Consider the following 22,557-nt stretch of genomic DNA (forward strand, 5'->3'; position numbering starts at 1 on the left):
TGCGGACGCACCGTCTAGGTTTCGTCAGCGAGTATGCCTGTTGCGCGGCACCGCCGCGGCAGGGCGCTCACTTGATCGCCGGCAGGGTCCGTTCGTTGGGATCCGAACCGGCCGGCGGGAGCGCGCCATTGTTGGGCACGTCCGGTCGCGGGGCATTGGCCGACCCGCGGATCTGCTGATCCATCGGCGGATTCTGGCAGTAGCCCGCCCATTTCGGGAAGGTGCTCTCGGTGGCCACGTCCGGCCGCACGTGCTTGGTGTCGTAATCACACCAGGTGCGCGGCCAGATATCGACGATCGTGTAGAACTCGCCGTCATGCGCCGGCACGCCCATGGCCGAGGTGCCGACCACCAGCGACGGGAACAGCGCCCGCAGCGCCGGCACGCGCAGCTGCGCGGCCCGGGTGATGGCCGCGAAGTTGGCGGCCAGGCTGGTCATCGGGTCGGCGGTCTTGTCCAGCACCGCGCCGAGGGTCTGCATCTGGCCGGGCGCCTGCTCCAGGATCTTCTGGAGTTCGGCGTTCGCGTCGTTGAACTGGGTGAACAACTGACCCGAATTGCGGGTCAGCGTACCCAGATCCGGCTGCGCGAGCGACGTGGTGCCGGAGATGGTCTGCAGGTTCTTGAGCAGATTCGTGGTCTGCGGCAGCAGATTGTCCAGTCCGGTGGTGGCCAGGCTGATGGCGTCGATCATGGAGCGCAGCTGATCCGGGCCGCCGGACAGCGCGGTGTCCAGTTCGGTGAGGATGACGCTGAACTTGTCCGGATCGATCTCGGAGATCATGGCGCTGGCATTGTCGAGCACCGACCACACCGGGGTGGGGGTCTTGACCTTGTTCGCGTCGTACTGCACCACGGAACCGTTGTGCAGGAACGGACCCTGATCGCCGTTGGGCCGGAAGTCGATGTACTGCTCACCCGCGCCGGAGAGCGCGCCCACCGAGACCATGGTGTCGGCGGGGATGGAGTACTTCTTGTCGATCTCGGCGGTGGCGGCGATGCCCGCGCCGTTGTCGACCAGCTTGATATCGGTGACCTTGCCGATGCGGAAGCCGCGCAGGGTCACGTCGTTACCGGACTGCAGGCCGCCGGAGCGGTCCAGATTGACCGTGACCCGGTAGGTTTCGCGCAGCGGGTTCACCCGCATGACGCTGATCGCCAGGTAGGACGCGCCCACCAGCAGGATCAGCACCAGCGCGGTGTTCGAGACCAGGTTCTTGTGCCGCTTGACCCAACTCATCGGTGTCCCCCGTTGACCCGGCCGTAGATGACCTGCAGCACCTGGATCAGGCTGCCGCCGAAATCGTTGAGGTCCTTGAGATCCGGGAACTTGCTGTTGGCCGGGTCGGTGAGCAGGCCGATGTCGAGCATGGTCAGGGTGGCGGCCACGGCCAGCGTGTCGCCCTTGAAGGACGCGTCGGCCTTGGGCCGCACGTCGTGCAGGGCGTCGAGGGCGGGGCCCAGGGTCTGATCGGTCTTGGACAGCGCGTTCATCAGCTGGCTCACATTGTCGAGCAGGCTCGACAGCTGGTCGGAGGTGGTGTTGGCGTAATCGCCCAGGGCCGCACTCGTTGTCGAGACCTTCCGCAGCAGATCGCCCAGCGCCTGGTTGTTCTCGGCGATGGCGCCGATCATGCCGGGCAGCGTATCGGCCACCTGACCCAGCTGGTCGTGGTTGGCCTGGATGGTGTCGGCCAGCGCGCTGAAGCCGGCGAGGGTGCCGTCGATGCGCGAGCTGTTCTTGTTGAGACTGGTCATCACGCTGGTCATCTGGGTGATGACCTCGCCCAGCTGCTGACCCCGGCCGCCCACGATGGAGTCCAGCTCCGAGGTCAGCTTGGACAGGTTGGCGATGCCGCCGCCGTTGAACAGCAACGAGATCGACATCAGCAGCTCTTCGACCGTGGCGCCCGCGGACGTGTCCTTCAGGGTGCCGCCGTCCTTGATCATGGACGCGCCGGGCGCGGTCTTGGGCTTGGACACCGCCACGAAGACGTCACCGAGCGGGGTGGCCTGGCGCAGTTCCGCCGAACTGCCCTCGGGCAGTTCGATGTCCTTGCGGATGGACAGGTCCACATTGGCCTTGAAGTCCTTGGTGGTGATCTTGGTGACCACCCCGACGTCGGAGCCGCCGATCTTGACCTTGGCCTGATCGGGCAGGTTCAGCGCATTGTCGAAAACCGCGTGCACGGTATAGGTTTCGCCGCCCGCGCCGGGCTTGGGCAGCGGCAGGCTCTCCACCGTGACCCCGCAGCCGGAGGCGACCACCGCGGTCGCCGAGACCGCCAGGGCGACGATGGCCCGCCGGGCCGTGCGGCCCGAACAGAGTTCCCGCAGAAGGCGATTGCTCATTTCGTCATCCCCAGTACCGCCGCCATGAGCCCGAAGTCGGGTCCGAAATCTTCCATCTTCCCGGTCCGGCAGCCGTCCGACCTCATCTGGATGCGCTGGCAGAACAGGCTGACCATCTCGCCGCTGAGCGTGGTGCCGAGCACGGCGTGCAGGCGAATGAAGTTGCCCTGCCGGTTGACCGACTTGTCGAGGTTCTGCATGAGCAGCGGCGCCACGTCGACCACCTCGGTGACGCCGGCCGCGTTGTCACGCAGCTGCTGGGTCACCTTGGTGAGGCCGGTGAGGGTGCCGTTGAGCTGATCGGAGTACTGCGAGAACGCGCCGGAGGTGTTGGCCAGGAAGGCGTTCAGCTGATCCAGCGTGGCCTGCAGGCCGGGGGCCTGGTCGGCCAGCAGCCCGGTCATCTGGGTGATCTTGTTGCTGAAGCCGCGCACCGAATCGTCGTTGTCGGCCAGCATGCTGGTCAGCTCGTTGAGCTTGATGATGATGGTGGAGATGGCGTCCTTGTTGTCGACGCCGGTCTTCAACGCACCGGAGAGCGCGTTGAGCACATCGCGCATCTTCTCGCCGTTGCCGTTCATCATCGGGTACAGCACGCGACCCGACAGCGGCCCCAGACCCTCCTGTCCCGGTTGGGGTTTCAGCGCGGCGGCGAAGCTGTCGATGGTCTTGATCATGGTGTCCAGCTCGACCGGGGTCTTGGTCTGCTGGGTGGTCAGGTGCGCGCCGTCGGCCAGTTTGTCGCCGCCGGTGTAGCGCGGGGTGAGCTCGATGTGGCGGTCGGTCACGATGGACGGCGAGACCAGCGCGGCCTGAACGTTCTTCGGGATGTCCACGCCCTTGTCCACGGTCATGTGGACCTCGACGTACTCACCCTTGGGAATGATCTTGTCGACCCGGCCCACCTCGAGGCCGAGCACCGTGATCGGGTTGCCCTCGAACATGCCGGCGATATTGAGGAAGTCCGCGGTGAAGTGCTTGGTCTGCCCGGCCGCGTCCTTCACCCCGAGCGGGACGATGGAGCAGGAGCCCACCGCCAGGCCGACCGCACCGATCATGGCCGCCTTGGCGATTCGCTTACCGAGTGTCCGCTTCTTCTCGAGTGTCATTGGTGGCACCCCTCGTTCACCTGCGCGAAGCACAGCCAGTTGTCCGGGAACAGCCACGGCAACCCGACCTCGCCGTAATTGCCGTTGCCGAAGGCATTGTTGAACTGCCGGATGGACGGCGGCATGATCGACAGCAGCCGATCCAGGTTGTCCTTGTTCTTCTGCAGACCGTCGGCCATGGTGTTGAGCTGCTGCAGGGTCGGCCCGAACTGGTTGTCGTTCTGCGCGCCGATCTGCTGCAACTGCCCGCTCAGCGTGGCGATATTGTCCAGCAGGCTCTTGAGCAGGCCCTGGCGTTCCATCACCCGGTTGGCGATGGCCTCGCCCTGAGTGATCACCAGCAGCAGGCTGTTGCGGTTGTCGCCGAGGATCTTGGTGACCCGGTCCAGATCCTTGAGCAGCTGGTCGACCTGGTCCTTGCGGTTGTTCATGGTCTTGGCCAGCGCGCCGATGGCGTCGAGCGCCTGCACCGTCATCTGCGGGGTGTCGCCCATCTGCTGGTTGATCAGATTGAGCGAATCCGCGAGCTTCTTGGTGTCGAGGTCCTCGAACTTGGGCGTGCCCTGCTGCACCACGTCGGCCAGGTTGTAGGGAACGACCGTGTTGGACTTGGGGATTCGGTTGCCCTTCAGGCCCGATCCGTCGCCGGGGGTGAGGTCGATGTAGCGCGCGCCCAGCAGGGTCGCCATCTTGATCGACGCCTTGGCGTCCGGGCCGAGCTTGACCTTGTTGTCGACGTTCAGGGTGAGCAGCACGTGGTCACCCTCGAGCTCCGCGCCCGAGACCGAACCGACCGGCACGCCGGACACGTCGACCTTGTCGCCGACCTTGATGCCGGCGGTCTGCACGAACTCGGCCTTGACGCTGTTCTGGCCGATGCCCAGCTTCCGATACGCGGTGGAGCCGAGCAGCAGCGCCAGGATGAGCGCCACCCCGAGCGCGCCGAGCCAGAAGTTCCGGTTGGCGTTGAAGCGAGATTTCAAAGTCACCATCATGGCCGGCACACCGCCGAGTGGGAGTTGCCGCCGATCTGCGAGAACAGACCGCGCGGGAAGAGGATGCCGTACAGCGAGATGTCCAGGCTGCACACGTAGGCGTTGGCGTAGGTGCCGTTCTGGGTGAACTTGCCCACGTCGGCGAGGATCCCGGGCAGATCCACCGCCGCCTGGTCCAGCTTGGTGCCGTTGGACAGCAGCAGCGCCAGTGCGGCGTGCGTGGCGTCCTGCGCCTGGACCAGCTTGGGCTGGATGGAACCGAACATGCCCACCAAAGCCGTGGTGGCATCGGCGATCTGGACCGTCGACGCCTGCAGCGACTGCCCCTGGGCGTAGAGGCCGCCGATCAGGGAACGGGTCTGGGTGACCAGGGTTTCCAGCTCGTCACCGCGCTTGGCCAGACCCGACATCACGCCGGACAGGTTGGTGATCACGTCGGACAGAATGCCGTCGCGGCGTTCGAAATCCGAGGCGACCGAGGCGGCCTGGGTGATGAACGCGGCCAGCGAGACATTATCCCCCTGCAGCGCCTGGATGAAGGTGTTGGACAGGTTGTTGACCTGCTCGGGCTGCAGCACCTGGAACAGCGGCTGAAAACCGTTGAGCAGGGCCGAGATGTCGAACGACGGCTCGGTGCGCTCCAGCGGGATCGACCCGTTGTTCTTCAGCGGCACGTGCTCACCGGTCTTGGGCTTGCCCGGGGTCGGCGGGGACAGCGCGACATACCGCTGGCCGATCAGGTTCTGGTAGCGGACCAGCGCCTTTGTGTCCCCGAACAGCGTCTGATCGCGCTGCACGATGAAGGTCACCAACGCCTGGTTCTTCTTGTCCAGGTCGATCTTCTCGACCTTGCCGACGCGCACGCCGGCCATCCGGACGTCGTCGCCCTCGCGCAGTCCGAGGACGTCGCTGAAGGTGGCGGAGTAGGTGTTGGTGTCACCCTTCACGGTGCGCGCCAGCGTATTCCAGATGACCGCGGTCACCAGGATCGACACGATGGCGAAGATGGTGAAGCCGATCAATGGTTTGCGAATGCTCATCGGCCGCCCCCGGCCTGAGTCAGTTGCACGGTGGCACCCTTCAGGATTGGGCTCAACAGCAGATACTCGGCGGCGCTCGGACGCCGGCCCAGCAGCGCGGTGATGGCGTCGTCACCGGTGAAGGCGATGTCCCCGCCCGTGGGCACCGGACCCGGCGCGGCGGCCGGAGCGGCCGGGGCCGGGACGGCCAGATTCGGGAACAGACCCTGCAGCGGTGTGCCGGCGAGCGGGTCGTTGCCCGGCTTCGGGGCGGCGGCATCCGGCTTGTCGGTCGGCGTGCCGATGACGGTGACGCCGGGCACCAGCGGGAAACCCGGCGGCGGCGAGGTCATCAGCGGCAGGCCCTGGGCGGCGTCGACGGCCTTGGGCCGCATGGATTCCGGCAGCGTGCCCGGATCCGACACCAGCGGCGCGGTGCCGCAGGAGGGTGCGGGCAGATCACCGTAGCGCGGGCAGTCGTCGCGGGTGTAGGGCTTGTACGGGGTGAAGGTGAGGCCCATGTTCCAGCGCATCTGCTGCTGCGGACCCCAGTTGAAGGTCGAGCTCAGCCGGCGCACCGAATCGTTGAGGTTCGAGATGGCCTGCGGGATGGCGTCCGGATTGTCCGACAGCGCGCCGAACAGGGCGCTGGTGCCGGTGGTGACGTCCTTGCCGACATTGGGATTGCGAGCGAAGAGCCCGTTCACCTTGTCGATGGTGTTCGAGGTGCCGGCCAGCAGCGAGGTCAGCTCGGTGCGACGGTCGGAGATGGTCTTGGCCGTCTCCACCGAATCCCGCAGCACGCCCATGAGTTCCGGCGCGGACTGGTTGAGCGCGTGCATGGAGGCGGTCAGATCGTCGAGGAAGCCGCCGACGTCCGGCACCGAGCCGCGCACCTCCGACAGCCAGCGGTCGACGCGCTCGATGGTGGAGCCGGGCATGCGCCCGCTGCCGTCGAGGGCGTAGGACAGCGTGCCCAGCACCCGGCCGAACTGCACCGGGTCGATCTTGCCGAGGATGTCGCGGACCTTGGTGAGGGTGTCCTGCAGGGCGATGGTGCCGGTGGAGGTGTCCTCGGCGATCTGCGAACCCTCCTTCAGGTGCGCGGGATCCGCACCGTTGTAGACCAGTTCGACCGAGGTCACGGCGAACAGGTTGGAGGGCACCACGCGCGCGGTGACATTGGCCGGGATGCCGTCGGTGTACTCGGGTTTCATCTCGATGTGCACCTCCTGCTTCTCGCCCTTGGCCGCCACCGAGACATCCTTGACCGCGCCGACCAGCACACCGCGGAACTTCACGTCCGCGTTGGCGGGCAGGCCGTCACCGGTGGTGGTGAGATTCGCGGTGACGTTGACCTTTTCGACGAAGTAGCCGCGGTAGCGGGCGAACAGGAAGCCCAGCACGACGGCGATGACGGTGAGACCGCAGATCCCGGCGATGAGCAACTGCCGCATCGTCGGTCCGCGTCCACTCGGATCGATGAGCATCGCGTGCGCCCCCTATCCCGAGATCCGGATGCCGGGGTTGACGCCCCAGATGGCCAAGGTCATGAACAGGTCGGCGAAGACGACCGCGATGATGCAGAGCTTGATCGCGCGACCGGCCGCCACACCCACGCCCTCCGGGCCGCCGGAGGCGAAAAACCCGTAGTAGCACTGGATGAAGGTGGTGATGGCGACGAACAGGATCGCCTTCAGCAGTGAGTACAGCACATCGTGCGGGATCAGGAACTGATAGAAGTAGTGCTGGAAGGTGCCCGTCGCGGTGCCGCCCACCAGGGCCACGGTCAGCGAGCAGGAGATGTAGGCCAGCGGCAGCGCCAGGCAGTACAGCGGCACGATGGCGATCATGGCCGCGATCATGCGGGTGCTGACCAGATACGGAAGCGGCCGGATGGCAACCGATTCCAGCGCGTCGATCTCCTCGGAGATGCGCATGGCGCCCAACTGCGCGGTGAACCGGCAGCCCGCCTGCGCCGCGAAGGCGACCGTGGCCAGCAGCGGGCCGAGCTCGCGGGTGGTGGCGAACGCGGAGATGGCGCCGGTCAGCGGGCTCAGGCCGAGCAGGTTCAGCGAGGTGTAGCCCTGGATGGCGACGGTCATGCCGCCGAACGCCGACAGGATCAGCACCACGCCGATGGTGCCGCCGCCGACCACGAGATTGCCGTTGCCCCAGGTGACGTCGGACAGCAGCCGCCAGACCTCTTTGGGGTAGTGCTTGAACGCCATCGGCATCGAGCCGATGGAGCGCAGGAAGAAGAAGACCTGATGGCCGATGCGGGCCAGCCAGTCGCGCGGGGCACCCGCCGCGCCTTTGATCCGTTGTAACGGCCGCAGCAGCGGCGGAGTGTAAGTAGCTGACACGGCTCAGACCACCTGCGGCGGGAAGAAGGAATTGTAGAGCTGCGTGATGATCAGGTTGACGCCGAAGAGCATGACGGCCGACATGACCACCGCGGTGTTCACCGCATTGGCGACACCGCCCGGGCCGCCCTTGGCATTGAGGCCGGAATCGCAGGCGATGATCGCGGCCAGCAGCCCGTAGATGAGGGACTTCAGCAGCGCCACAATCAGATCGGTGGTGATGGCGAACGAGGAGAAGGTTCCGATGTAGGAGCCCGGGGTGCCGTTCTGCACGAAGATGTTGAAGATGTAGCCGGTCAGGAAGCCGACGAAAACCACGAAGCCGCACAGCAGTACGGACACCAGCATGGCCGCGCCCAGGCGCGGGGCCACCAGGCGGCGCATGGGGTCGACGCCCATCACCTTCATGGCGTCGATCTCCTCGCGGATGGTGCGCGAGCCGAGGTCGGCGCAGATGGCGGAACCGACCGCGCCGGAGATCATGAGCGCGGTCACCAGGGGTGCGCCCTGCTGAATGATGCCGAGCCCGTTGGCCGCGCCGATGAACGAGGTGGCGCCGACCTGCCCGGCGACCGAGCCGACCTGGATCGAGACGATCACGCCGATGGGGATGGCGACCAACAGGGTCGGCGCCGCCGCGACATTCGCCATGAAGGCGCACTGCCGGATGAACTCGGCATAGGGGAAGCGCCGCCGAAAGATCGCGATGAAAAGTTCGGCGACCGCGGACACGCCCATGGACATCATCCGGCCGCCGGTTTCCAGCGACCGTTTCGGATGGTCCTGCCAGTACCCCTTGGCCCAATCCACGGCCGCATTCATCCGTGATGCCGTAGGGGGACTCCCCTGTCCCCCTGGGCTCGTGGTCACCTGCACTGACTACCCCTCTCGACGCCGGGTTACCCGCCTCCGGCGACTGTTTGCTTGACGCACCTTACTACGGAGTTAGGAAAAACACACCACCGATTGTGGTTCCGGTCATAGACCCGGATCACGTTTGTCTAATGGCCCGTGAACAGCCACATCGGGTTTGGTTAGGCGCCTAAAAGAGCAGGCAGATATCTAGAACTCGTTCTAGTTTTCGACTATCCCCCGTTGGTGTGAACACCTTCCGGGTAACAATTTGTAGGATCAAATTTATCGGAATTCGATAGCGCATGCGTATTGTTCCGATATCTCCATCCAACTAGGTAACCGCCGCGAACCCCGGCAGGACACGGCTCGGCAACATGTGGCAGTACAAGAGGCAACCGGGCTCGAATACTGACAGGATGAGTAACCGCAACTCGAGATTCGTGCGGCTTCCGACGTCTGGAGGGACATGATCAAGAAACTGGCAGGGGCGACCGGTGCGTTCGCCGTAGCGCTGAGTACCGCGCTGTTCGGCGCCGGAGCCGCCACCGCCGACCCCGCGCCCGCCGTCATCGGCGGTGGCTCGGGAATCATCATCGACGACATGTTCGAGTGCACGGTGACGACCGTCGGCCACGACGGCGCCGGGCGCCTGGTCGGCCTGACCGCCGGGCACTGCGGCGACGCCGGCGCCAAGGTGTGGGCCGAGAAGGACCGTGCCGCCGGGCAGATCGGGACGTTCGTCTATTCCAACCACGATCTCGACTACGCCGTCATCCAGTTCGATCCGGACCGGATCGTCCCGGTCAACCGCATCGGCAATGTCGCCATCACCGGCGTCGGCGGCCCGCCCGGATTCCCCATGATCGTCTGCAAGGAAGGCCGCACCACCGGCAACACCTGCGGCATCTCCTGGGGTGACGTCTTCGACACCAGCGTCGAGACCTGGAGCCAGATGTGCGTGGTGGAGGGCGATTCCGGAGCGCCGGTCGTCGTCGGCACCACCCTGGTCGGCATGGTCAACGCCTACCTCGCGGTGGCCTGCTTCGGGCCCGAGGTCGGCACCAATATGAGCTCGATCATGGCCGATCTCAACGGCCGCGGGTCGGTCGGATCGGGCTACTACCCGATCTGAGCGGACACGCGAGAACTCGTGACCGGGGCGGTGATCCACGATCACCGCCCCGGTTCGCGTCCGGGGGTGGCGGGCTCGAACCGGGCCGGTGGATCATTCGTGTAGGGATCCATGAGCAGCGACGAGCGGGAGCGCCATGCCTGACATCCTGGAGCGGTATGCCGCCTGGCGGCGGCGTCGCGACGGCGACCCGTTCCGGCTGCGGCTGCCCGCGCTGGGCTCGGTGTTGTTCACCGGCAGCCCGGACGGGGCGCGCGAACTGTTCCGGGCGCCGATCGAGCTGCTGGAGCCGCCGCTGCCCAATCCCATCGAGCCGATGGTCGGGGCGGCCTCGCTCATCCTGGCCCGGGACGGGCGGCATCGGCGGGAACGGGCGCTGCTCGCGCCGGGGTTGCATCGCAGCCGAATCAGCGCCTACGGCAATGCCATTCGCGCGGCGGCCCGCGCGGAACTGGACGGGGAGGGCGCCGGGAATCCGTGGCGGCCCGGCGCCCGCGTAGACGCCCGCGCGGCGGCACGGGCGCTCACGCTGCGGGTGATCCTGGCGGCCGTGTTCGGCATCGAAGAACCGGCGCGGCGGGCCGAATACACCGAAGCCACCACGGAATTCCTGGAATCCTTCGGCACCGTGCTGTTCATGTTCGTGCCGTTGCGCCGCAGCATGTTCGGGCTCACCGGGTGGGAGCGGTTCGAGGCGGCCCGCGATCGGCTCGACGAGCTCATCGACGCGGAGGTGGCGCGGCGGCGGGCCGCCGGGGGCGGGGGTGAGGATCTGCTCGCGCTGCTGCTCGGCACCCGCTACGAGGACGGCGGCGCCCTCACCGCGGACGATCTGCGGGAGCAATTGCGCACGCTGCTGGTCGCGGGGCACGAGACCACCGCGACCGCGCTGGTGTGGGCGCTGTACCGGTTGCATCGCGAACCGGCGGTGCTGCGCCGGCTGCGGGACGAATTGGCTTCCGCCGGAGCCGATCCCGATCCCGAGGTGCTGGTGAAACTGCCGTATCTGGACGCGGTGTGCCAGGAGACGCTGCGGCTGCATCCGCCGGTGCCGATCGTATTGCGCAGGCTCACCGGTGATTTCACCTTCCGCGGGGTGCCGTTGGCGGCGGGGGACACCATGGGGATCTCGGTCCAGCTGTTGCACACCGATCCGGGGGTCTGGGCGCGGCCGCGGGAGTTCCGGCCGGAACGGTTCCTCGAGCGCCGATACGGTCCGTTCGAGTTCGCGCCGTTCGGCGGTGGGCACCGCCGGTGCGTGGGCGCCGCGCTGGCGGACTATGAACTTCGGATTGTGCTGGCTACTGTATTGAGTAGTGTGCGGTTGCGGCTCTCGCCGCGGTTCGCGCGCGGAGCTCCGCCGGTGTCGGTGCCGCATACGATCGCGGTCGGGCCGCGCACCGCCATCACCTTCGACGTTCAACCCTGAAGCGGCGCCGGTGATTTCGATCACATCGATGTTTGGGGGAGGTTTCCGTTCCCAAAGCGGCCGCCGCAGTGTCACTTTCGAGGAATCGCCGATGCCAGCGGCGCATACGCGCCATTTCAGTAACCCGCCCACGGTCACGTGACGTAGCACACACCTGGAAGTCGGTATGCATAAGTGCCCCAAGCCGATTGGCTTGTGCGCCCGATGGCTGTAGTAATGGGATCGCAACAACTGATTTCGCAAGTGTCGGGGTAACTCGTCGGGTACACCCAAGATCGGGTTGCTCCCCAACCGCAGCCCGCATTCCCTGCTGTCGACGGCTCCCAGCCGTGCGCTGAAGTTCCGGGGAGGCGGCATTGAGAGGAACCGAGCTGTGCGCCTTACCCGCTATCGGAGAACGGGACTGATCGCCCTCGCCGCTGTCGCGGCGACCGGAGCAGTGGTGGCGGCACCCGCGTCAGCTACTCCGCTATGGCCGGGCGGCCCGGATGTGCCGGGCGTGCCGTCCGCCGTCATGCCGCAGCCGGATCCGGGCTCGCTGCCCACCGATCCGAACGCCAAGGCGCCGATTCCGCCGGCCAACTTCGCGGCCCCGAGCATCAGCCCCGGCGACGGGGACGTGGTCGGCGTGGCCATGCCGATCATCATCAACTTCAAGGACCCGGTCGGCGATCACGCCGCCGCCGAGAAGTCGATTCGCATCACCTCCACCAACAAGGTGAACGGCCACTTCTACTGGATGGGCGACAAGCAGGTGCGCTGGCGGCCGGAGGACTTCTGGCCCGCCGGGTCCAAGGTCACCGTCCAGGCCGGCGGCACCGACGTCGCCTACGAGATCGGCGACGAGTTCATCGCCACCGCCGACGACGAGACCCACCAGATCACCGTCACCCACAACGGCGAGGTCGTGAAGACCATGCCGACCTCCATGGGCAAGAAGGGGCACGAGACCCCGAACGGGATCTACATCGTCAGCGAGAAGAACCGCAAGATGATCATGGACTCCTCCACCTACGGGGTGCCGGTCACCGACCCGCAGGGCTACAAGCTCGAGGTCGAGTACGCCACCCGCATGTCCAACAGCGGCATCTTCGTGCACGCCGCCCCGTGGAGTGTTGCGCAGCAGGGCGTTTCGGACACCTCGCACGGCTGCCTGAACGTCTCCACCGAGGACGCCAAGTGGTTCCAGGAGAACGTCAAGAAGGGTGACCCGGTGATCGTCAAGAACTCCATCGGCACCTTCAGCACCGGCGACGGCTGGGGCGACTGGAACTGACATTCCACTCTCGATCTCGAATGCCCCGCCCTCACGGGCGGGGCATTCGTTCACGAGGGGTAAGTAGGAACGCCCTCGCCCCCGGGAGCTCTCGCACGCGAGGGGTAAGTAGGAACACCCTCGCCTCCCGGGCGTTCGTTTGCGAGGGGCGAGGACGCACGCCCTCGCCTGCCGGTGCGGTGGATGGGATGGCCCCGCCCGACAGGGCGGGGCCATCCTTTTATCCACCTGCCGGCCAACCGTGTAGGTGATTTCGGTCATGAAAGCTATTGGGCTTTCGTACGATTCGTCCCATGTCCGCGCCCCTTCGCGGTGTGTCCGGTGAACAGTCGGTGGCGTCTGCCGACCGACAGTTAAGCGGTACTGCATCCGAAATTAACCAGCCATTTGCCAAGGGCCGCAAGGCTGCGCGGGTGCGATCTTGGCCCGAACGAGTACTCCCGACGCCCCCGGGGCGCGGGTGGCGAAGCAGACCCTGGCAGGACTACGCGCTGTTCGTCGTGCTCGTGGCGCCCAACCTGATCCTGCTGGGCGTCTTCGTCTATCGGCCGCTCGCGGACAATATCCGGCTCTCGTTCACCGACTGGAACATCTCCGCGACCGGGATGAACTGGGTCGGATTCGACAACTACACCGAGTGGTTCGGCCGATCGGACTCCTGGCAGATCGTGCAGAACACGGTGTTCTTCACCGTCGCCGCCGTGGTCGGCAGCATGGTCATCGGGCTGGGCCTGGCCTTGTTGCTGGATCGCAAGCTGTTCGGGCGCAATGTGGTTCGCTCGGCGATCTTCGCACCCTATGTCATCTCCGGCGCGGCCATCGGCGTCGGCTTCCAGTTCATCTTCGATCCGGGCTTCGGCTTGATCCCGGATCTGCTGGAGCGCATGGGGATCCACTCGCCGGACTTCGCGCAGAACCCGCACTGGGCGCTGTTCATGATCACGGTCACCTACATCTGGAAGAACCTCGGCTACAGCTTCGTCATCTATCTGGCGGCGCTGCAGGGAATTCGGGCCGATCTGATGGAGGCCGCCGAGATCGACGGCGCGAGCCGCTGGACAACCTTCACCCGGGTGCTGCTGCCGCAGCTGCGGCCCACCTCCTACTTCCTGTCGATCACGGTGCTGCTCAACTCTTTGCAGGTCTTCGACCTGATCAACGTGATGACCCGCGGCGGCCCGATCGGCACCGGCACCACCACCATGATCTACCAGGTCTACCGCGAATCCTGGGTGAACCAGCGGGCCGGCTACGGGGCGGCGGTCGCCACCATCATGTTCCTGGTGCTGCTGATCGTGACGCTGGTGCAGGTGCGGATGATGGATCGAGGGGACGAGAAGTGAAGGCGCTCAACGCATCAGGCCGCTTCCAGGATCGGGAGCTGTGGGCGCGGCTGTTCGGCTACGCCGCCATGGTGTGCGTGCTGATCATCGTCGGGGTGCCGCTGTACTACATCCTGACCCGCTCGTTCATGGCGCACGCCGAGGTCTACACGCAGCCGGTCACCTACTGGCCCAAGCGCTGGCTGGTGTCGAACTATCACGACGCCACCACCACGCTGCCGTTCTGGCAGTTCCTGCGCAACTCGATCATCGTGACCGCCATCGTGTCCGCGGTGAAGTTCGTGCTCGGCGTGCTCAGCGCCTACGGGCTGGTGTTCCTGCGCTTCCCGGGCAAGAACATCCTGTTCCTGGTGATCATCGCGGCGCTCATGGTGCCCAACCAGATCACCATCATCTCCAACTACGCGCTGATGTCGCAGGTCGGACTGCGAAACACGTTCGCGGGCATCATTCTTCCGCTCTGCGGGGTCGCCTTCGGCACCTTCCTCATGCGCAATCACTTCCTGTCGCTGCCCAGCGAGGTCATCGAGGCCGCGCGCATGGACGGCGCGGGCTGGTGGCGGCTGCTGACCCGGGTGGTGCTGCCCATGTCCGGCCCGACCATGGTGGCGTTCGCGGTGGTCACGCTGGTGAACGAGTGGAACGAATACCTGTGGCCGTTCCTGATGGCCGACGACGCGCGGGTGGCGACGCTGCCGGTCGGCCTGACGCTGTTGCAGAACACCGAGAACCCCAGCGTCACCAACTGGGGGCCGGTCATGGCCGGGGTCATCCTGACCATGCTGCCCATCCTCATCGTCTTTCTGGCCTTGCAGCGCCAGATGATCAAGGGCCTCACCTCCGGTGCGGTGAAGGGCTGAGAGTCCGAAAATGAAGTCCCATAAGGAGATTCCCGTGTCCGATTCTCGTCTCCCCGCGCTGTCGCGACGCGGGTTTCTCGGCATCGCCGGTGCGGCCGCGGGCGCGGCGGCGCTGACCGCGTGCGCCGGTTCCGGTGGCGGCGGCACCCAGGGCGGTGACTCGAAGACCATCACGTTCTGGTCCAACCACCCCGGCACCTCCAAGGATCAGGAAGTCGAGCTGATCAACCGCTTCCAGGCCAAGTACCCGGATCTGAAGGTCAATCTCGTCGACGCCGGCAAGAACTACGAGGAGGTCGCGACCAAGTTCAACGCGGCCCTGTCCGGCGGCGAACTGCCCGATGTGGTGATCCTGTCGGACGTGTGGTGGTTCAACTACGCGCTCAACGGCACCATCGAACCGCTCGACAGCCACTTCGGCGCGGCCGGGGTGAACGTGTCCGACTACGTCGACACCTTCCTCGGCGACTACAAGTTCAACGGCAAGACCTGGGCGCTGCCGTACTCGCGCTCGACGCAGATCTTCTACTACAACAAGGACGTCTGGTCCAAGGCCGGACTGCCCGACCGCACCCCGGAGAGCTGGGCCGAGTTCGACGAGTGGGGTCCCAAGATCCAGAGCGTGCTCGGCGACGGCAAGTGGGCGCACGGCTGGGGCGACGCCAAGAACTACCTGGCCTGGACCTTCCAGGGTCCGCTGTGGACCTTCGGCGGCGCGTACTCCGACGAGTGGAAGCTGAAGTTCAACGATCCGGCCTCGCTGGCCGCCGGAAACTACCTGCGCGACTCCATGAACGCCAAGAAGTACGCCAGCATCCGGCCCACCTACGCGGTCGATTTCGGCAACGGCATCATCGCCTCGGCCATCGGCTCCACCGGCGACCTCAAGAGCATCAAGACCAATTCCGAGGGCAAGACGCAGTTCGGCACCGGCTTCCTGCCGCACCCGAACGGGCTGGCCGGCGCCACCACCGGCGGTGCGGGCCTGGCGATTCCGTCGCGAATCAGCGACGCCCGCAAGGAGAACGCGCTGAAGTTCATCGACTTCATCACCAATACCGCCAACACCTCGTACTTCTCGCAGGCCACCGGCTATGTGCCGGTACGCAAGTCGGCGCAGCAGGATCCCAGCATGGCCGACTTCCTGGCCAAGAAACCCAATTTCAAGACGGCCATCGACCAGTTGCCGCTGACCAAGCCGCAGAACTACGCACGCGTCTTCGTGCCGGGCGGCGATCAGATCATCGGCACCGGGCTGGAGAAGATCGGCCTGCAGAACGCGGACACGGCAGCCACTTTCGCCGATATCGCCAACCAGCTGCAGACCATCATCGACCGGCAGATCACGCCCAAGCTGCCCAAGTAAGACGACACGAGGAGATCCGCCGGCATGGCGACTGTGCAGTTCGAGGGTGTCTCCCTCACCTATCCGGGTGCGCCCGGCCCCGCGGTCGAGGACCTGAGCCTGGACATCGCCGACGGCGAATTCCTGGTGCTGGTCGGGCCTTCGGGCTGCGGCAAGTCCACCAGTCTGCGCATGCTGGCGGGTCTCGAAGCGGTGACCGCCGGGCACATCCGCATCGGCGGCCTGGATGTGACCGGCCTGCCGCCGCGGTCGCGGGACGTCGCCATGGTGTTCCAGAGCTACGCGCTCTACCCGAACATGACCGTGGCCGAGAACATGGGTTTCGCGCTGCGCAATGCCGGAATGAACAAGGCCGACACCCTGGTTCGCGTCAAGGAGGCGGCGGCCATGCTGGAGCTGGAGGACCTGCTCGACCGCAAGCCCGCGCGGCTGTCGGGCGGCCAGCGCCAGCGCGTGGCCATGGGCCGGGCCATCGTGCGCCGGCCGCAGGTGTTCTGCATGGACGAGCCGCTGTCGAATCTCGATGCCAAGCTTAGGGTTTCGACGCGGTCGCAGATCGCGGCGCTGCAGAAGCGGCTCGGCACCACCACCGTGTACGTGACCCACGACCAGGTCGAGGCCATGACCATGGGGCATCGGGTGGCGGTCATGAAGGACGGCAAACTGCAGCAGATCGCCGCTCCCCGTGACCTTTACGCCGATCCGGTGAACACCTTCGTGGCCGGATTCATCGGTTCGCCGGGCATGAACCTGCTCACCGCGCCGGTGCGCGAGGGCGCGGCGGTGATCGACGAATTGCGGATCCCGCTGCCGCGTACCGTCGAGGGCGCGCGGGTGGTCGTCGGCATCCGGCCCGAATCCTGGGAAGTCACCACCGATTCGAGCGACGCGCTCGCGGTCGAGGTGGAGTTGCTCGAGGAACTGGGCGCGGAGTCGTTCCTGTACTCGCACGGCGTCGCCGACGAATGGTCCAGCGCGTCGGGCCGGGTGGTGGCGCGGGTCGATCGGCGGTTCCGGGTGGCGCTGGGCGACCGGCTGCACCTCACACCCAAGCAGGACGAACTGTTCTTCTTCGACGCCGAGACGGGGGAGCGGCTGCGCTAGCCGCTCCCGCCGCGGCGGCTCACCAGATCTTCACGCGCTCAGCGGGATCCAGGTAGAGGGCGTCGCCCGGCTCGACGCCGAACGCCTCGTGGAAGCTGTCCAGATTGCGGACCACGCCGTTGCAGCGGAACTCCGGCGGCGAGTGCGGGTCCACGGCGAGGCGGCGAATCGCTTCCTCGGCACGGGCCTTGGTGCGCCACACCTGGGCCCAGCCGAAGAACACCCGCTGCAGACCGGTGAGATCGTCCAGGACGGGAGACTCCTTGCCCTCCATCGCGATCTTGTACGCCTCCAGGGCGATCGACAGGCCGCCCAGGTCGCCGATGTTCTCGCCGATGGTGAACTCGCCGTTGACGGTGTGGTCGTCGGAGAGATCCTTGGGCGAGAAGGCGTTGTACTGGGCGATCAAAGCCTTGGTGCGCTTACCGAATTCGGTGCGATCCGACTCCGTCCACCAGTCGACCATATTGCCGTCGCCGTCGTACTTGGAGCCCTGATCGTCGAAGCCGTGCCCGATCTCGTGGCCGATGACCGCGCCGATGCCGCCGTAGTTGGCGGCGTCGTCGGCGTTCATATCGAAGAACGGGGGCTGCAGAATGGCGGCCGGGAAGACGATCTCGTTCATGCCCGGGTTGTAGTAGGCGTTGACCGTCTGCGGGGTCATGAACCACTCGCCGCGGTCCACCGGGCCGCCCAGCTTGTTCAGATCCCGATCGTGCTCGGCGGCATAGCCGCGGCGGTAGTTGCCGACCACATCGGCCGGATCCACGGTGACGGCCGAGTAGTCGCGCCACTCGTCCGGGTAACCGATCTTGGGGGTGAACTTCTCCAGCTTGGCCAGCGCTGCCTGGCGGGTGTCCGCGCCCATCCACTCCAGCCGGGAGATGTTGCGGCGGTAGGCCTCCTGGAGATTGGCGACCAGTTCGACCATGCGGGCCTTGGCCTCCGGCGGGAAGTGCTCGGCTACATAGAGTTTGCCGACGGCCTCGCCCAGCAGATCCTGCACCAGGGAGACGCCGCGCTTCCAGCGTTCGCGGTTCTCCTGCGCGCCGGTCAGCGTGCGGCCGTAGAAGTCGAAGTTCGCCTCGACCAGCTCGGCGGTCAGGTACGGCGCGCGCGCCTTCACCACCCGCCAGGCCGCCCACGCCTTCCAGGCGTCCAGTGATCGCTCGCCCCACGCCTGGGCGAAGGTGCGCACGTAATCGGGCTGGCGCACCACGAGTTCCGCGAACAGCTCGGCGCCGGAGCGATCCAGTCCGGCCGCCAGCGCGGAAGTCCAGGCGGCCCAGTCGAATTCGGGGTTCTCGGCGGCCAGCGCATCGAAAGTGGTGAGGTTGTAGCTCAATTCGGCGTCGCGGCGGCGGACCACGTCCCAGTGGCCGGCGGCCAGCGCGGTCTCCAGATCGAAGACCTGCTGCGCGTCGTAGTCCAGGCCCGCCAGCTCGAACATGCGGCGAATGTGGGCGATGTACTTCGCGCGGATCTCCGCGTATTCGTCCTTGTGGTAGTAGGACTCGTCGGGCAGGCCGATGCCGGACTGGGTGGCGTGCACCAGGTAGCGGGTGGAGTCCTTGTCGTCGGTGTCGACGTAGAAGGCCAGCGGGCCGCCGACGCCGGTGCGCTGCAGGCTGCCGATGAGCGCGGCGAAGGCCGAGCGGTCGGTGACGGCGGCGATGGCGGCCAGCTCCTCGGCGATCGGGGTCAGGCCGGCGGCCTCGATGGCGTCGGCGGCCATGAAGCTGTTGTAGAGATCGCCGATCTTGCGCTCCTCGGAACCGGCAGGGGCATCCGACGCGGCGGCGTTCTGGATGATCTTCTGCACGTCCAGTTCCGCCTGGTCGTAGAGCGTGCGGAAGGCGCCGTCGACCGCGCGATCGGCCGGTATCTCGTAACTGTCCAGCCATTTGCCGTTGACGTGCGCGAACAGGTCGTCCTGCACCCGCACGTCCGCATCACGGAAGGACAGGTCGATACCGGAGGGAGGCGTCAGCTGCGAAGTCACGCTGCCCAGTATGCCCACTCCGCGGACATACGGCCGGGCCCCGGGAACTTCGCACCCCATGCGTTCACGATCGGTGAACGCCCGACGGCGGACTCACGCCGCCGTCGGCGTCCGATCGAATTCCCCGTCTCGAACACCGGCCACGAAGGCCCGCCATTCGCCAGGGGTGTAAACGAGGGTGATCTTCCCGTGCGTGAGGGTGGTGTGGCCGTCCGCACAGATCTCCGCGATGAGCGCGGTGCGGTCGATATGGCGGCCCAGCACGGCGGCCAGGAATGTCATCCATTCGGCCGCGGTGACGGTGATGATGGGCTCGTCGTCAAGGCGATGTTCCGGATTGCGCCGGTACTTGCTGTCGCGGATGAGCACCGCATCACCGTCGAATCGAACCTCCACGCATTGATTTCCGTTATTGGTACGAGTCGACGTGAACCAGCCGGTGGATTCCGGCTGGTACTTCGCGGTGGTAAGCATGGGCAGCATTTTACCGGTACACATGCGTCTCCTACCCTTGCGAATAATGTTTGATCACCTCCAAAGATTCTGCGCGACCGAGGGATTGGTCGAGCGCGCGCACAAATGCGAACCGCAGATCGCGAATCTGCTCCGGATCTTCCACGGCGCCACCGAAAACCGCGCTCTCCACCCAGGTGAAGGTGGGCAGATTCTCGGAAGCGAAATCCAGCAGATGGAAACTCGAGCCGCCCAGCAGCGCCCCGCGCGTGGCGGTGAACGGAATCACCCGCACCGAAAGGGAATCCAGTTCGTCCAGCAGATTCGCCAGATGCTCGAGTTGCCCGCGCAATACTTTCGGGCCGCCGATCTGTTGCAGGAGGGTGGCTTCGCCGATCACCGCGGTCAGCTCCACCCGGTCGTCGCCGCGCAAGCGCTGCTGACGCCGTAGGCGCACGGCCACCAGCTGTTCCACCTGCACCGGCCGGATCATGACGTCGGCGCTGATCAGCGCCCGCGCGTATTCCTCGGTCTGCAGCAGCCCGGGCACCACCAGGCTGTCGTAGCTGCGGATACTCTCGGCGCCCAGCTCCATGCCGTAATACCGTTGCAGCTCCGGCCCGATCAGCGCCGAGGATCGGGCCCACCAGCCGCGTTCCTTGCTCGCCGCGAGCAGCTCGAGCAGTTCCGCGCGCTCCTCACCCTCGATCTCGAGCAGTTCCAGCACCGGGCCGATGGTGGTGGCGGTGAGCACGCGCCGGCCCTTCTCCACATGCGACCAATTGGCCGGCGTGAAGCCGACGCGCTTGGCGAAGGTCGCCGAATCGAACCCGCGCTGCTCGCGCGCTTCACGCAGTCGCAGCACCAGCTCCCATCGGGCGACCGTGGGCGAGAGGGGTGCCATGACCATGGATGCTACGCCGCACAACTCATCGGTGTGTGACTATTGTCATACCGATTGCCTCGGAATAAGGTCGGTAACAGGAGGTTCGCCATGAGCGCGCTGGACCCGTCCTCATACACCGACACGCAGGAAGCCCTGGCCCGCTGCCGGCGCTACCGCAAGGAGCACGGCCTCTACGGCGTGGTGGACTCGACATTGGGCCGAATCATGTTGGAGGTCGGGGCCGTCGGCGCCGTGACCATGCCCGCCGAGCTGGGCCGTCAGGTCCGCGGTCAGCTGGTCGCGCGGCACCGCTGCGGGCCCATCATCACTCACCCGCGCTCGGGGCGATGGACCTTCCTGACCGGTCCGATGGACGGCTCCTACCTCGACACCGAGCTGTTCGCGGATCTGTTCCGCGATTGCGCGTCCGTTGCGCTGCCGGGCAGCAGCATCGTGCTGCCGTCCCCCTCGGACGAGCACAGCGGCTATCGCCTGTGGGTGCACCCGCCCGAGGGCGACTTCCGGCCCGAGCTGGCGGAGGTGCTGGCCGCCACCCGGGAGTGCCGTCCGGTTACCGGCTAGCGACTTCGCTTGCGGGACCGTCGCAGTCGTCGAAAAGACAGACCGATCAGCGCGCCGGGCTCGGGGTCAGGGTGACGCTGAACTTGTCCTCGACCCGCTGCTTGTACTCGTCCTGGCACTGCTGGACCTTGGACTGATCGTTGCCCGCCCGCTGCAGGCAGTCGATCAGATCGGTGCCGCCGGTGTCCTTGAACACGATCCACACCAGCAGCCCCACGATCACACCGCCGATCAGGCTGATGCCGCCGAGAATCGCACCGGCCAGCGCCATTCCGAAGCCGCCGGAGCGGCCGCGCCGCGCGCGCAGCAGTGCGATGACACCCAGGACGATCGCGACGAGACCGCACAGCACGCCGACCACGGTGAGCAGCACGGTCCAGAAGGTGAGCAGGCCCAGGATGCCGAAGACCAGGGCGGTGATCGCCATGCCCTTGCGCTGCGGGGATTCCTGCCAATAGGACCCGCCGGGCGGCGGATGAGGGCCGGGTGGCGGGCCCGGAAACTGCTGCGGCTGACCATATTGCCCAGCCTGACCATATTGTCCGGGCTGACCATAGTGCCCGGGACCGTACTGTCCGGGCTGACCGTACTGCTCCGGCTGCCCCGGCGGCGGGTACTGGTTCATGTGGAAATGCTATTGCCCGCCGAGCCGGGCGTGCATTTCCCACACCAGAATCTCCGACGGCAAGTTGGCGATCACCCGCTGACCGCCGCTGCGGGCCAGCCGCACCGCGTCACCCTCGTACAGGGTGCCGGCGCCTTCCATCTCGACCTCGCCGCGCGCGACGAACACATGCAGGTAGGGCGCCTCGGGGAGGCGGATCTCGGCGGCCTCGCCGGGCAGCCGGGCCACATGCAGGGCAGAATGGCTGGAGTTGATGGCGATGGCGGTGCGGTCGCGATAGCGCGGCAGGCCGGAGGCCACCGTGATCAGGCCGCCGCCGGCGAGTTCGTCGTCGATCTCGAGCTGCTGATAGCCCGGCGTCAGCCCGGATTCGTCCGGGACCACCCACATCTGGACGAAATGCACCGGCTCCTGGTGTTCCGGCGCGGCGCTCAGCCGCCAGGAGTCGTTCTTCTCGGAATGCAGGATGCCGGTGCCCGCGCTCATGCGCTGGGCCAGGCCCGGGTAGATGACGCCGTTGTGCCCCAGCGAATCCTGGTGCACCAGGCTGCCGCTCAGCACCCAGGTGACGATCTCCATGTCGCGGTGCGGATGCGTTTCGAAGCCCTCGCCGGGCAGCACGACGTCCTCGTTGTTGACCAGCAGCAGGCCGTGATGGGTGTTGTCGGGATCGTAGTGTTCTCCGAACGAGAACGAATGCTTCGAATCCAGCCACGCCACACGGGTTTTCATGCGGTCGCCGCCACGATGGATATCGATGTGTGGTGTCGTGAGGGTGGACACCGCCGTACTCCTCTCACCGG

Annotated in this window: 21 protein-coding genes; 8 read left to right on the forward strand and 13 right to left on the reverse strand. The window is 66.3% G+C overall.

Annotation, left to right across the window (positions count from 1 at the left end; all coding sequences use genetic code 11):
* Positions 1-67: 67 nt before the first annotated feature.
* The 8 genes from D7D52_RS12940 to D7D52_RS12975 are packed head-to-tail and all read right to left on the reverse strand — an operon-like array spanning position 68 to position 8,663.
* Positions 68-1,240: an MlaD family protein gene (locus tag D7D52_RS12940; RefSeq protein WP_120736537.1), complete on the reverse strand. Its 1,173-nt coding sequence runs from the start codon at positions 1,238-1,240 to the stop codon at positions 68-70.
* Positions 1,237-2,352 carry an MCE family protein gene (locus tag D7D52_RS12945; RefSeq protein WP_120736538.1) on the reverse strand — a complete coding sequence of 372 codons (1,116 nt, stop codon included), beginning with the start codon at positions 2,350-2,352 and terminating at the stop codon, positions 1,237-1,239. The genes D7D52_RS12940 and D7D52_RS12945 overlap by 4 nt, the downstream gene beginning before the upstream one ends.
* Positions 2,349-3,461: an MCE family protein gene (locus D7D52_RS12950; RefSeq protein ID WP_120736539.1), complete on the reverse strand. Its 1,113-nt coding sequence runs from the start codon at positions 3,459-3,461 to the stop codon at positions 2,349-2,351. Before D7D52_RS12950 ends, D7D52_RS12945 begins: the two co-directional genes overlap by 4 nt.
* Positions 3,458-4,453 carry an MCE family protein gene (locus tag D7D52_RS12955; protein ID WP_120744066.1) on the reverse strand — a complete coding sequence of 332 codons (996 nt, stop codon included), beginning with the start codon at positions 4,451-4,453 and terminating at the stop codon, positions 3,458-3,460. Before D7D52_RS12955 ends, D7D52_RS12950 begins: the two co-directional genes overlap by 4 nt.
* Positions 4,453-5,496 (reverse strand): MCE family protein, encoded by a 1,044-nt coding sequence (locus D7D52_RS12960; protein ID WP_120736540.1) that lies wholly within the window; start codon positions 5,494-5,496, stop codon positions 4,453-4,455. Before D7D52_RS12960 ends, D7D52_RS12955 begins: the two co-directional genes overlap by 1 nt.
* A complete protein-coding gene (locus tag D7D52_RS12965; RefSeq protein ID WP_120736541.1) occupies positions 5,493-6,965 on the reverse strand; it encodes an MlaD family protein in 1,473 nt (490 codons plus the stop codon). The genes D7D52_RS12960 and D7D52_RS12965 overlap by 4 nt, the downstream gene beginning before the upstream one ends.
* Positions 6,966-6,977: 12 nt before the next feature.
* Entirely contained in the window at positions 6,978-7,841 is an 864-nt protein-coding gene (locus tag D7D52_RS12970) for an ABC transporter permease (protein WP_120736542.1), read from the reverse strand.
* A 3-nt stretch (positions 7,842-7,844) separates the two neighbouring features.
* Entirely contained in the window at positions 7,845-8,663 is an 819-nt protein-coding gene (locus D7D52_RS12975; protein ID WP_120736543.1) for an MlaE family ABC transporter permease, read from the reverse strand.
* 499 nt (positions 8,664-9,162) lie between these two features.
* Between D7D52_RS12975 and D7D52_RS12980 the strand changes: the two genes are divergently transcribed.
* The 7 genes from D7D52_RS12980 to D7D52_RS13010 all read left to right on the forward strand — a co-directional run bounded on the left by D7D52_RS12980 (position 9,163) and on the right by D7D52_RS13010 (position 17,206).
* Positions 9,163-9,828 carry a chymotrypsin family serine protease gene (locus D7D52_RS12980; RefSeq protein WP_120736544.1) on the forward strand — a complete coding sequence of 222 codons (666 nt, stop codon included), beginning with the start codon at positions 9,163-9,165 and terminating at the stop codon, positions 9,826-9,828.
* A gap of 136 nt (positions 9,829-9,964) precedes the next feature.
* Positions 9,965-11,257, forward strand: coding sequence for a cytochrome P450 (locus tag D7D52_RS12985; RefSeq protein ID WP_120736545.1), 1,293 nt, complete (start codon positions 9,965-9,967; stop codon positions 11,255-11,257).
* A 373-nt stretch (positions 11,258-11,630) separates the two neighbouring features.
* The gene (locus D7D52_RS12990; protein ID WP_187703143.1) at positions 11,631-12,533 is read left to right on the forward strand and encodes a L,D-transpeptidase; all 903 of its coding nucleotides are present in this window, start codon (positions 11,631-11,633) and stop codon (positions 12,531-12,533) included.
* A 413-nt stretch (positions 12,534-12,946) separates the two neighbouring features.
* Positions 12,947-13,876, forward strand: coding sequence for a carbohydrate ABC transporter permease (locus D7D52_RS12995; RefSeq protein ID WP_187703144.1), 930 nt, complete (start codon positions 12,947-12,949; stop codon positions 13,874-13,876).
* A gap of 68 nt (positions 13,877-13,944) precedes the next feature.
* Entirely contained in the window at positions 13,945-14,736 is a 792-nt protein-coding gene (locus D7D52_RS13000; protein WP_120744068.1) for a carbohydrate ABC transporter permease, read from the forward strand.
* A 10-nt stretch (positions 14,737-14,746) separates the two neighbouring features.
* Positions 14,747-16,102, forward strand: a complete 1,356-nt coding sequence (locus tag D7D52_RS13005; protein WP_120736547.1) for an ABC transporter substrate-binding protein — start codon at positions 14,747-14,749, stop codon at positions 16,100-16,102.
* Positions 16,103-16,126: 24 nt separating this feature from the next.
* Complete coding sequence (locus tag D7D52_RS13010; RefSeq protein ID WP_120736548.1) at positions 16,127-17,206, forward strand: ABC transporter ATP-binding protein; 1,080 nt, start codon at positions 16,127-16,129, stop codon at positions 17,204-17,206.
* Between the two features lie 19 nt (positions 17,207-17,225).
* Here D7D52_RS13010 and D7D52_RS13015 read toward each other — a convergent pair whose 3' ends face one another.
* The 3 genes from D7D52_RS13015 to D7D52_RS13025 all read right to left on the reverse strand — a co-directional run bounded on the left by D7D52_RS13015 (position 17,226) and on the right by D7D52_RS13025 (position 20,565).
* On the reverse strand, positions 17,226-19,208 hold the full coding sequence (locus tag D7D52_RS13015; protein WP_246023848.1) for a M13 family metallopeptidase: 1,983 nt from the start codon (positions 19,206-19,208) through the stop codon (positions 17,226-17,228).
* Positions 19,209-19,301: 93 nt separating this feature from the next.
* On the reverse strand, positions 19,302-19,682 hold the full coding sequence (locus D7D52_RS13020; RefSeq protein ID WP_120744069.1) for a DUF397 domain-containing protein: 381 nt from the start codon (positions 19,680-19,682) through the stop codon (positions 19,302-19,304).
* 31 nt (positions 19,683-19,713) lie between these two features.
* Positions 19,714-20,565 carry a Scr1 family TA system antitoxin-like transcriptional regulator gene (locus D7D52_RS13025; RefSeq protein WP_120744070.1) on the reverse strand — a complete coding sequence of 284 codons (852 nt, stop codon included), beginning with the start codon at positions 20,563-20,565 and terminating at the stop codon, positions 19,714-19,716.
* 90 nt (positions 20,566-20,655) lie between these two features.
* Here D7D52_RS13025 and D7D52_RS13030 point away from each other — a divergent pair, with 90 nt between their 5' ends.
* Positions 20,656-21,129, forward strand: coding sequence for a hypothetical protein (locus D7D52_RS13030; protein WP_120736550.1), 474 nt, complete (start codon positions 20,656-20,658; stop codon positions 21,127-21,129).
* Positions 21,130-21,175: 46 nt separating this feature from the next.
* On the opposite strand, the gene D7D52_RS13035 is transcribed toward D7D52_RS13030, so the two are convergent.
* Both D7D52_RS13035 and D7D52_RS13040 read right to left on the reverse strand, forming a co-directional pair.
* A complete protein-coding gene (locus tag D7D52_RS13035; protein WP_120736551.1) occupies positions 21,176-21,754 on the reverse strand; it encodes a DUF4190 domain-containing protein in 579 nt (192 codons plus the stop codon).
* Between the two features lie 9 nt (positions 21,755-21,763).
* Positions 21,764-22,537 (reverse strand): pirin family protein, encoded by a 774-nt coding sequence (locus D7D52_RS13040; protein WP_120736552.1) that lies wholly within the window; start codon positions 22,535-22,537, stop codon positions 21,764-21,766.
* Positions 22,538-22,557 lie beyond the last annotated feature (20 nt).

The sequence above is a fragment of the Nocardia yunnanensis genome, assembly GCF_003626895.1.
Taxonomy (GTDB): domain Bacteria; phylum Actinomycetota; class Actinomycetes; order Mycobacteriales; family Mycobacteriaceae; genus Nocardia; species Nocardia yunnanensis.

Coding starts and splice junctions, on each gene's coding strand:
- D7D52_RS13005 (WP_120736547.1), top strand. CDS start 14,747: ATGAAGTCCCATAAGGAGATTCCCGTGTCCGATTCTCGTCTCCCCGCG.
- D7D52_RS12950 (WP_120736539.1), bottom strand. CDS start 3,461: ATGACACTCGAGAAGAAGCGGACACTCGGTAAGCGAATCGCCAAGGCG.
- D7D52_RS12945 (WP_120736538.1), bottom strand. CDS start 2,352: ATGAGCAATCGCCTTCTGCGGGAACTCTGTTCGGGCCGCACGGCCCGG.
- D7D52_RS13025 (WP_120744070.1), bottom strand. CDS start 20,565: ATGGCACCCCTCTCGCCCACGGTCGCCCGATGGGAGCTGGTGCTGCGA.
- D7D52_RS13035 (WP_120736551.1), bottom strand. CDS start 21,754: ATGAACCAGTACCCGCCGCCGGGGCAGCCGGAGCAGTACGGTCAGCCC.
- D7D52_RS12955 (WP_120744066.1), bottom strand. CDS start 4,453: ATGGTGACTTTGAAATCTCGCTTCAACGCCAACCGGAACTTCTGGCTC.
- D7D52_RS12960 (WP_120736540.1), bottom strand. CDS start 5,496: ATGAGCATTCGCAAACCATTGATCGGCTTCACCATCTTCGCCATCGTG.
- D7D52_RS12980 (WP_120736544.1), top strand. CDS start 9,163: ATGATCAAGAAACTGGCAGGGGCGACCGGTGCGTTCGCCGTAGCGCTG.
- D7D52_RS13030 (WP_120736550.1), top strand. CDS start 20,656: ATGAGCGCGCTGGACCCGTCCTCATACACCGACACGCAGGAAGCCCTG.
- D7D52_RS13000 (WP_120744068.1), top strand. CDS start 13,945: ATGGTGTGCGTGCTGATCATCGTCGGGGTGCCGCTGTACTACATCCTG.
- D7D52_RS12985 (WP_120736545.1), top strand. CDS start 9,965: ATGCCTGACATCCTGGAGCGGTATGCCGCCTGGCGGCGGCGTCGCGAC.
- D7D52_RS13010 (WP_120736548.1), top strand. CDS start 16,127: ATGGCGACTGTGCAGTTCGAGGGTGTCTCCCTCACCTATCCGGGTGCG.
- D7D52_RS12965 (WP_120736541.1), bottom strand. CDS start 6,965: ATGCTCATCGATCCGAGTGGACGCGGACCGACGATGCGGCAGTTGCTC.
- D7D52_RS12940 (WP_120736537.1), bottom strand. CDS start 1,240: ATGAGTTGGGTCAAGCGGCACAAGAACCTGGTCTCGAACACCGCGCTG.
- D7D52_RS12975 (WP_120736543.1), bottom strand. CDS start 8,663: ATGAATGCGGCCGTGGATTGGGCCAAGGGGTACTGGCAGGACCATCCG.
- D7D52_RS13020 (WP_120744069.1), bottom strand. CDS start 19,682: ATGCTTACCACCGCGAAGTACCAGCCGGAATCCACCGGCTGGTTCACG.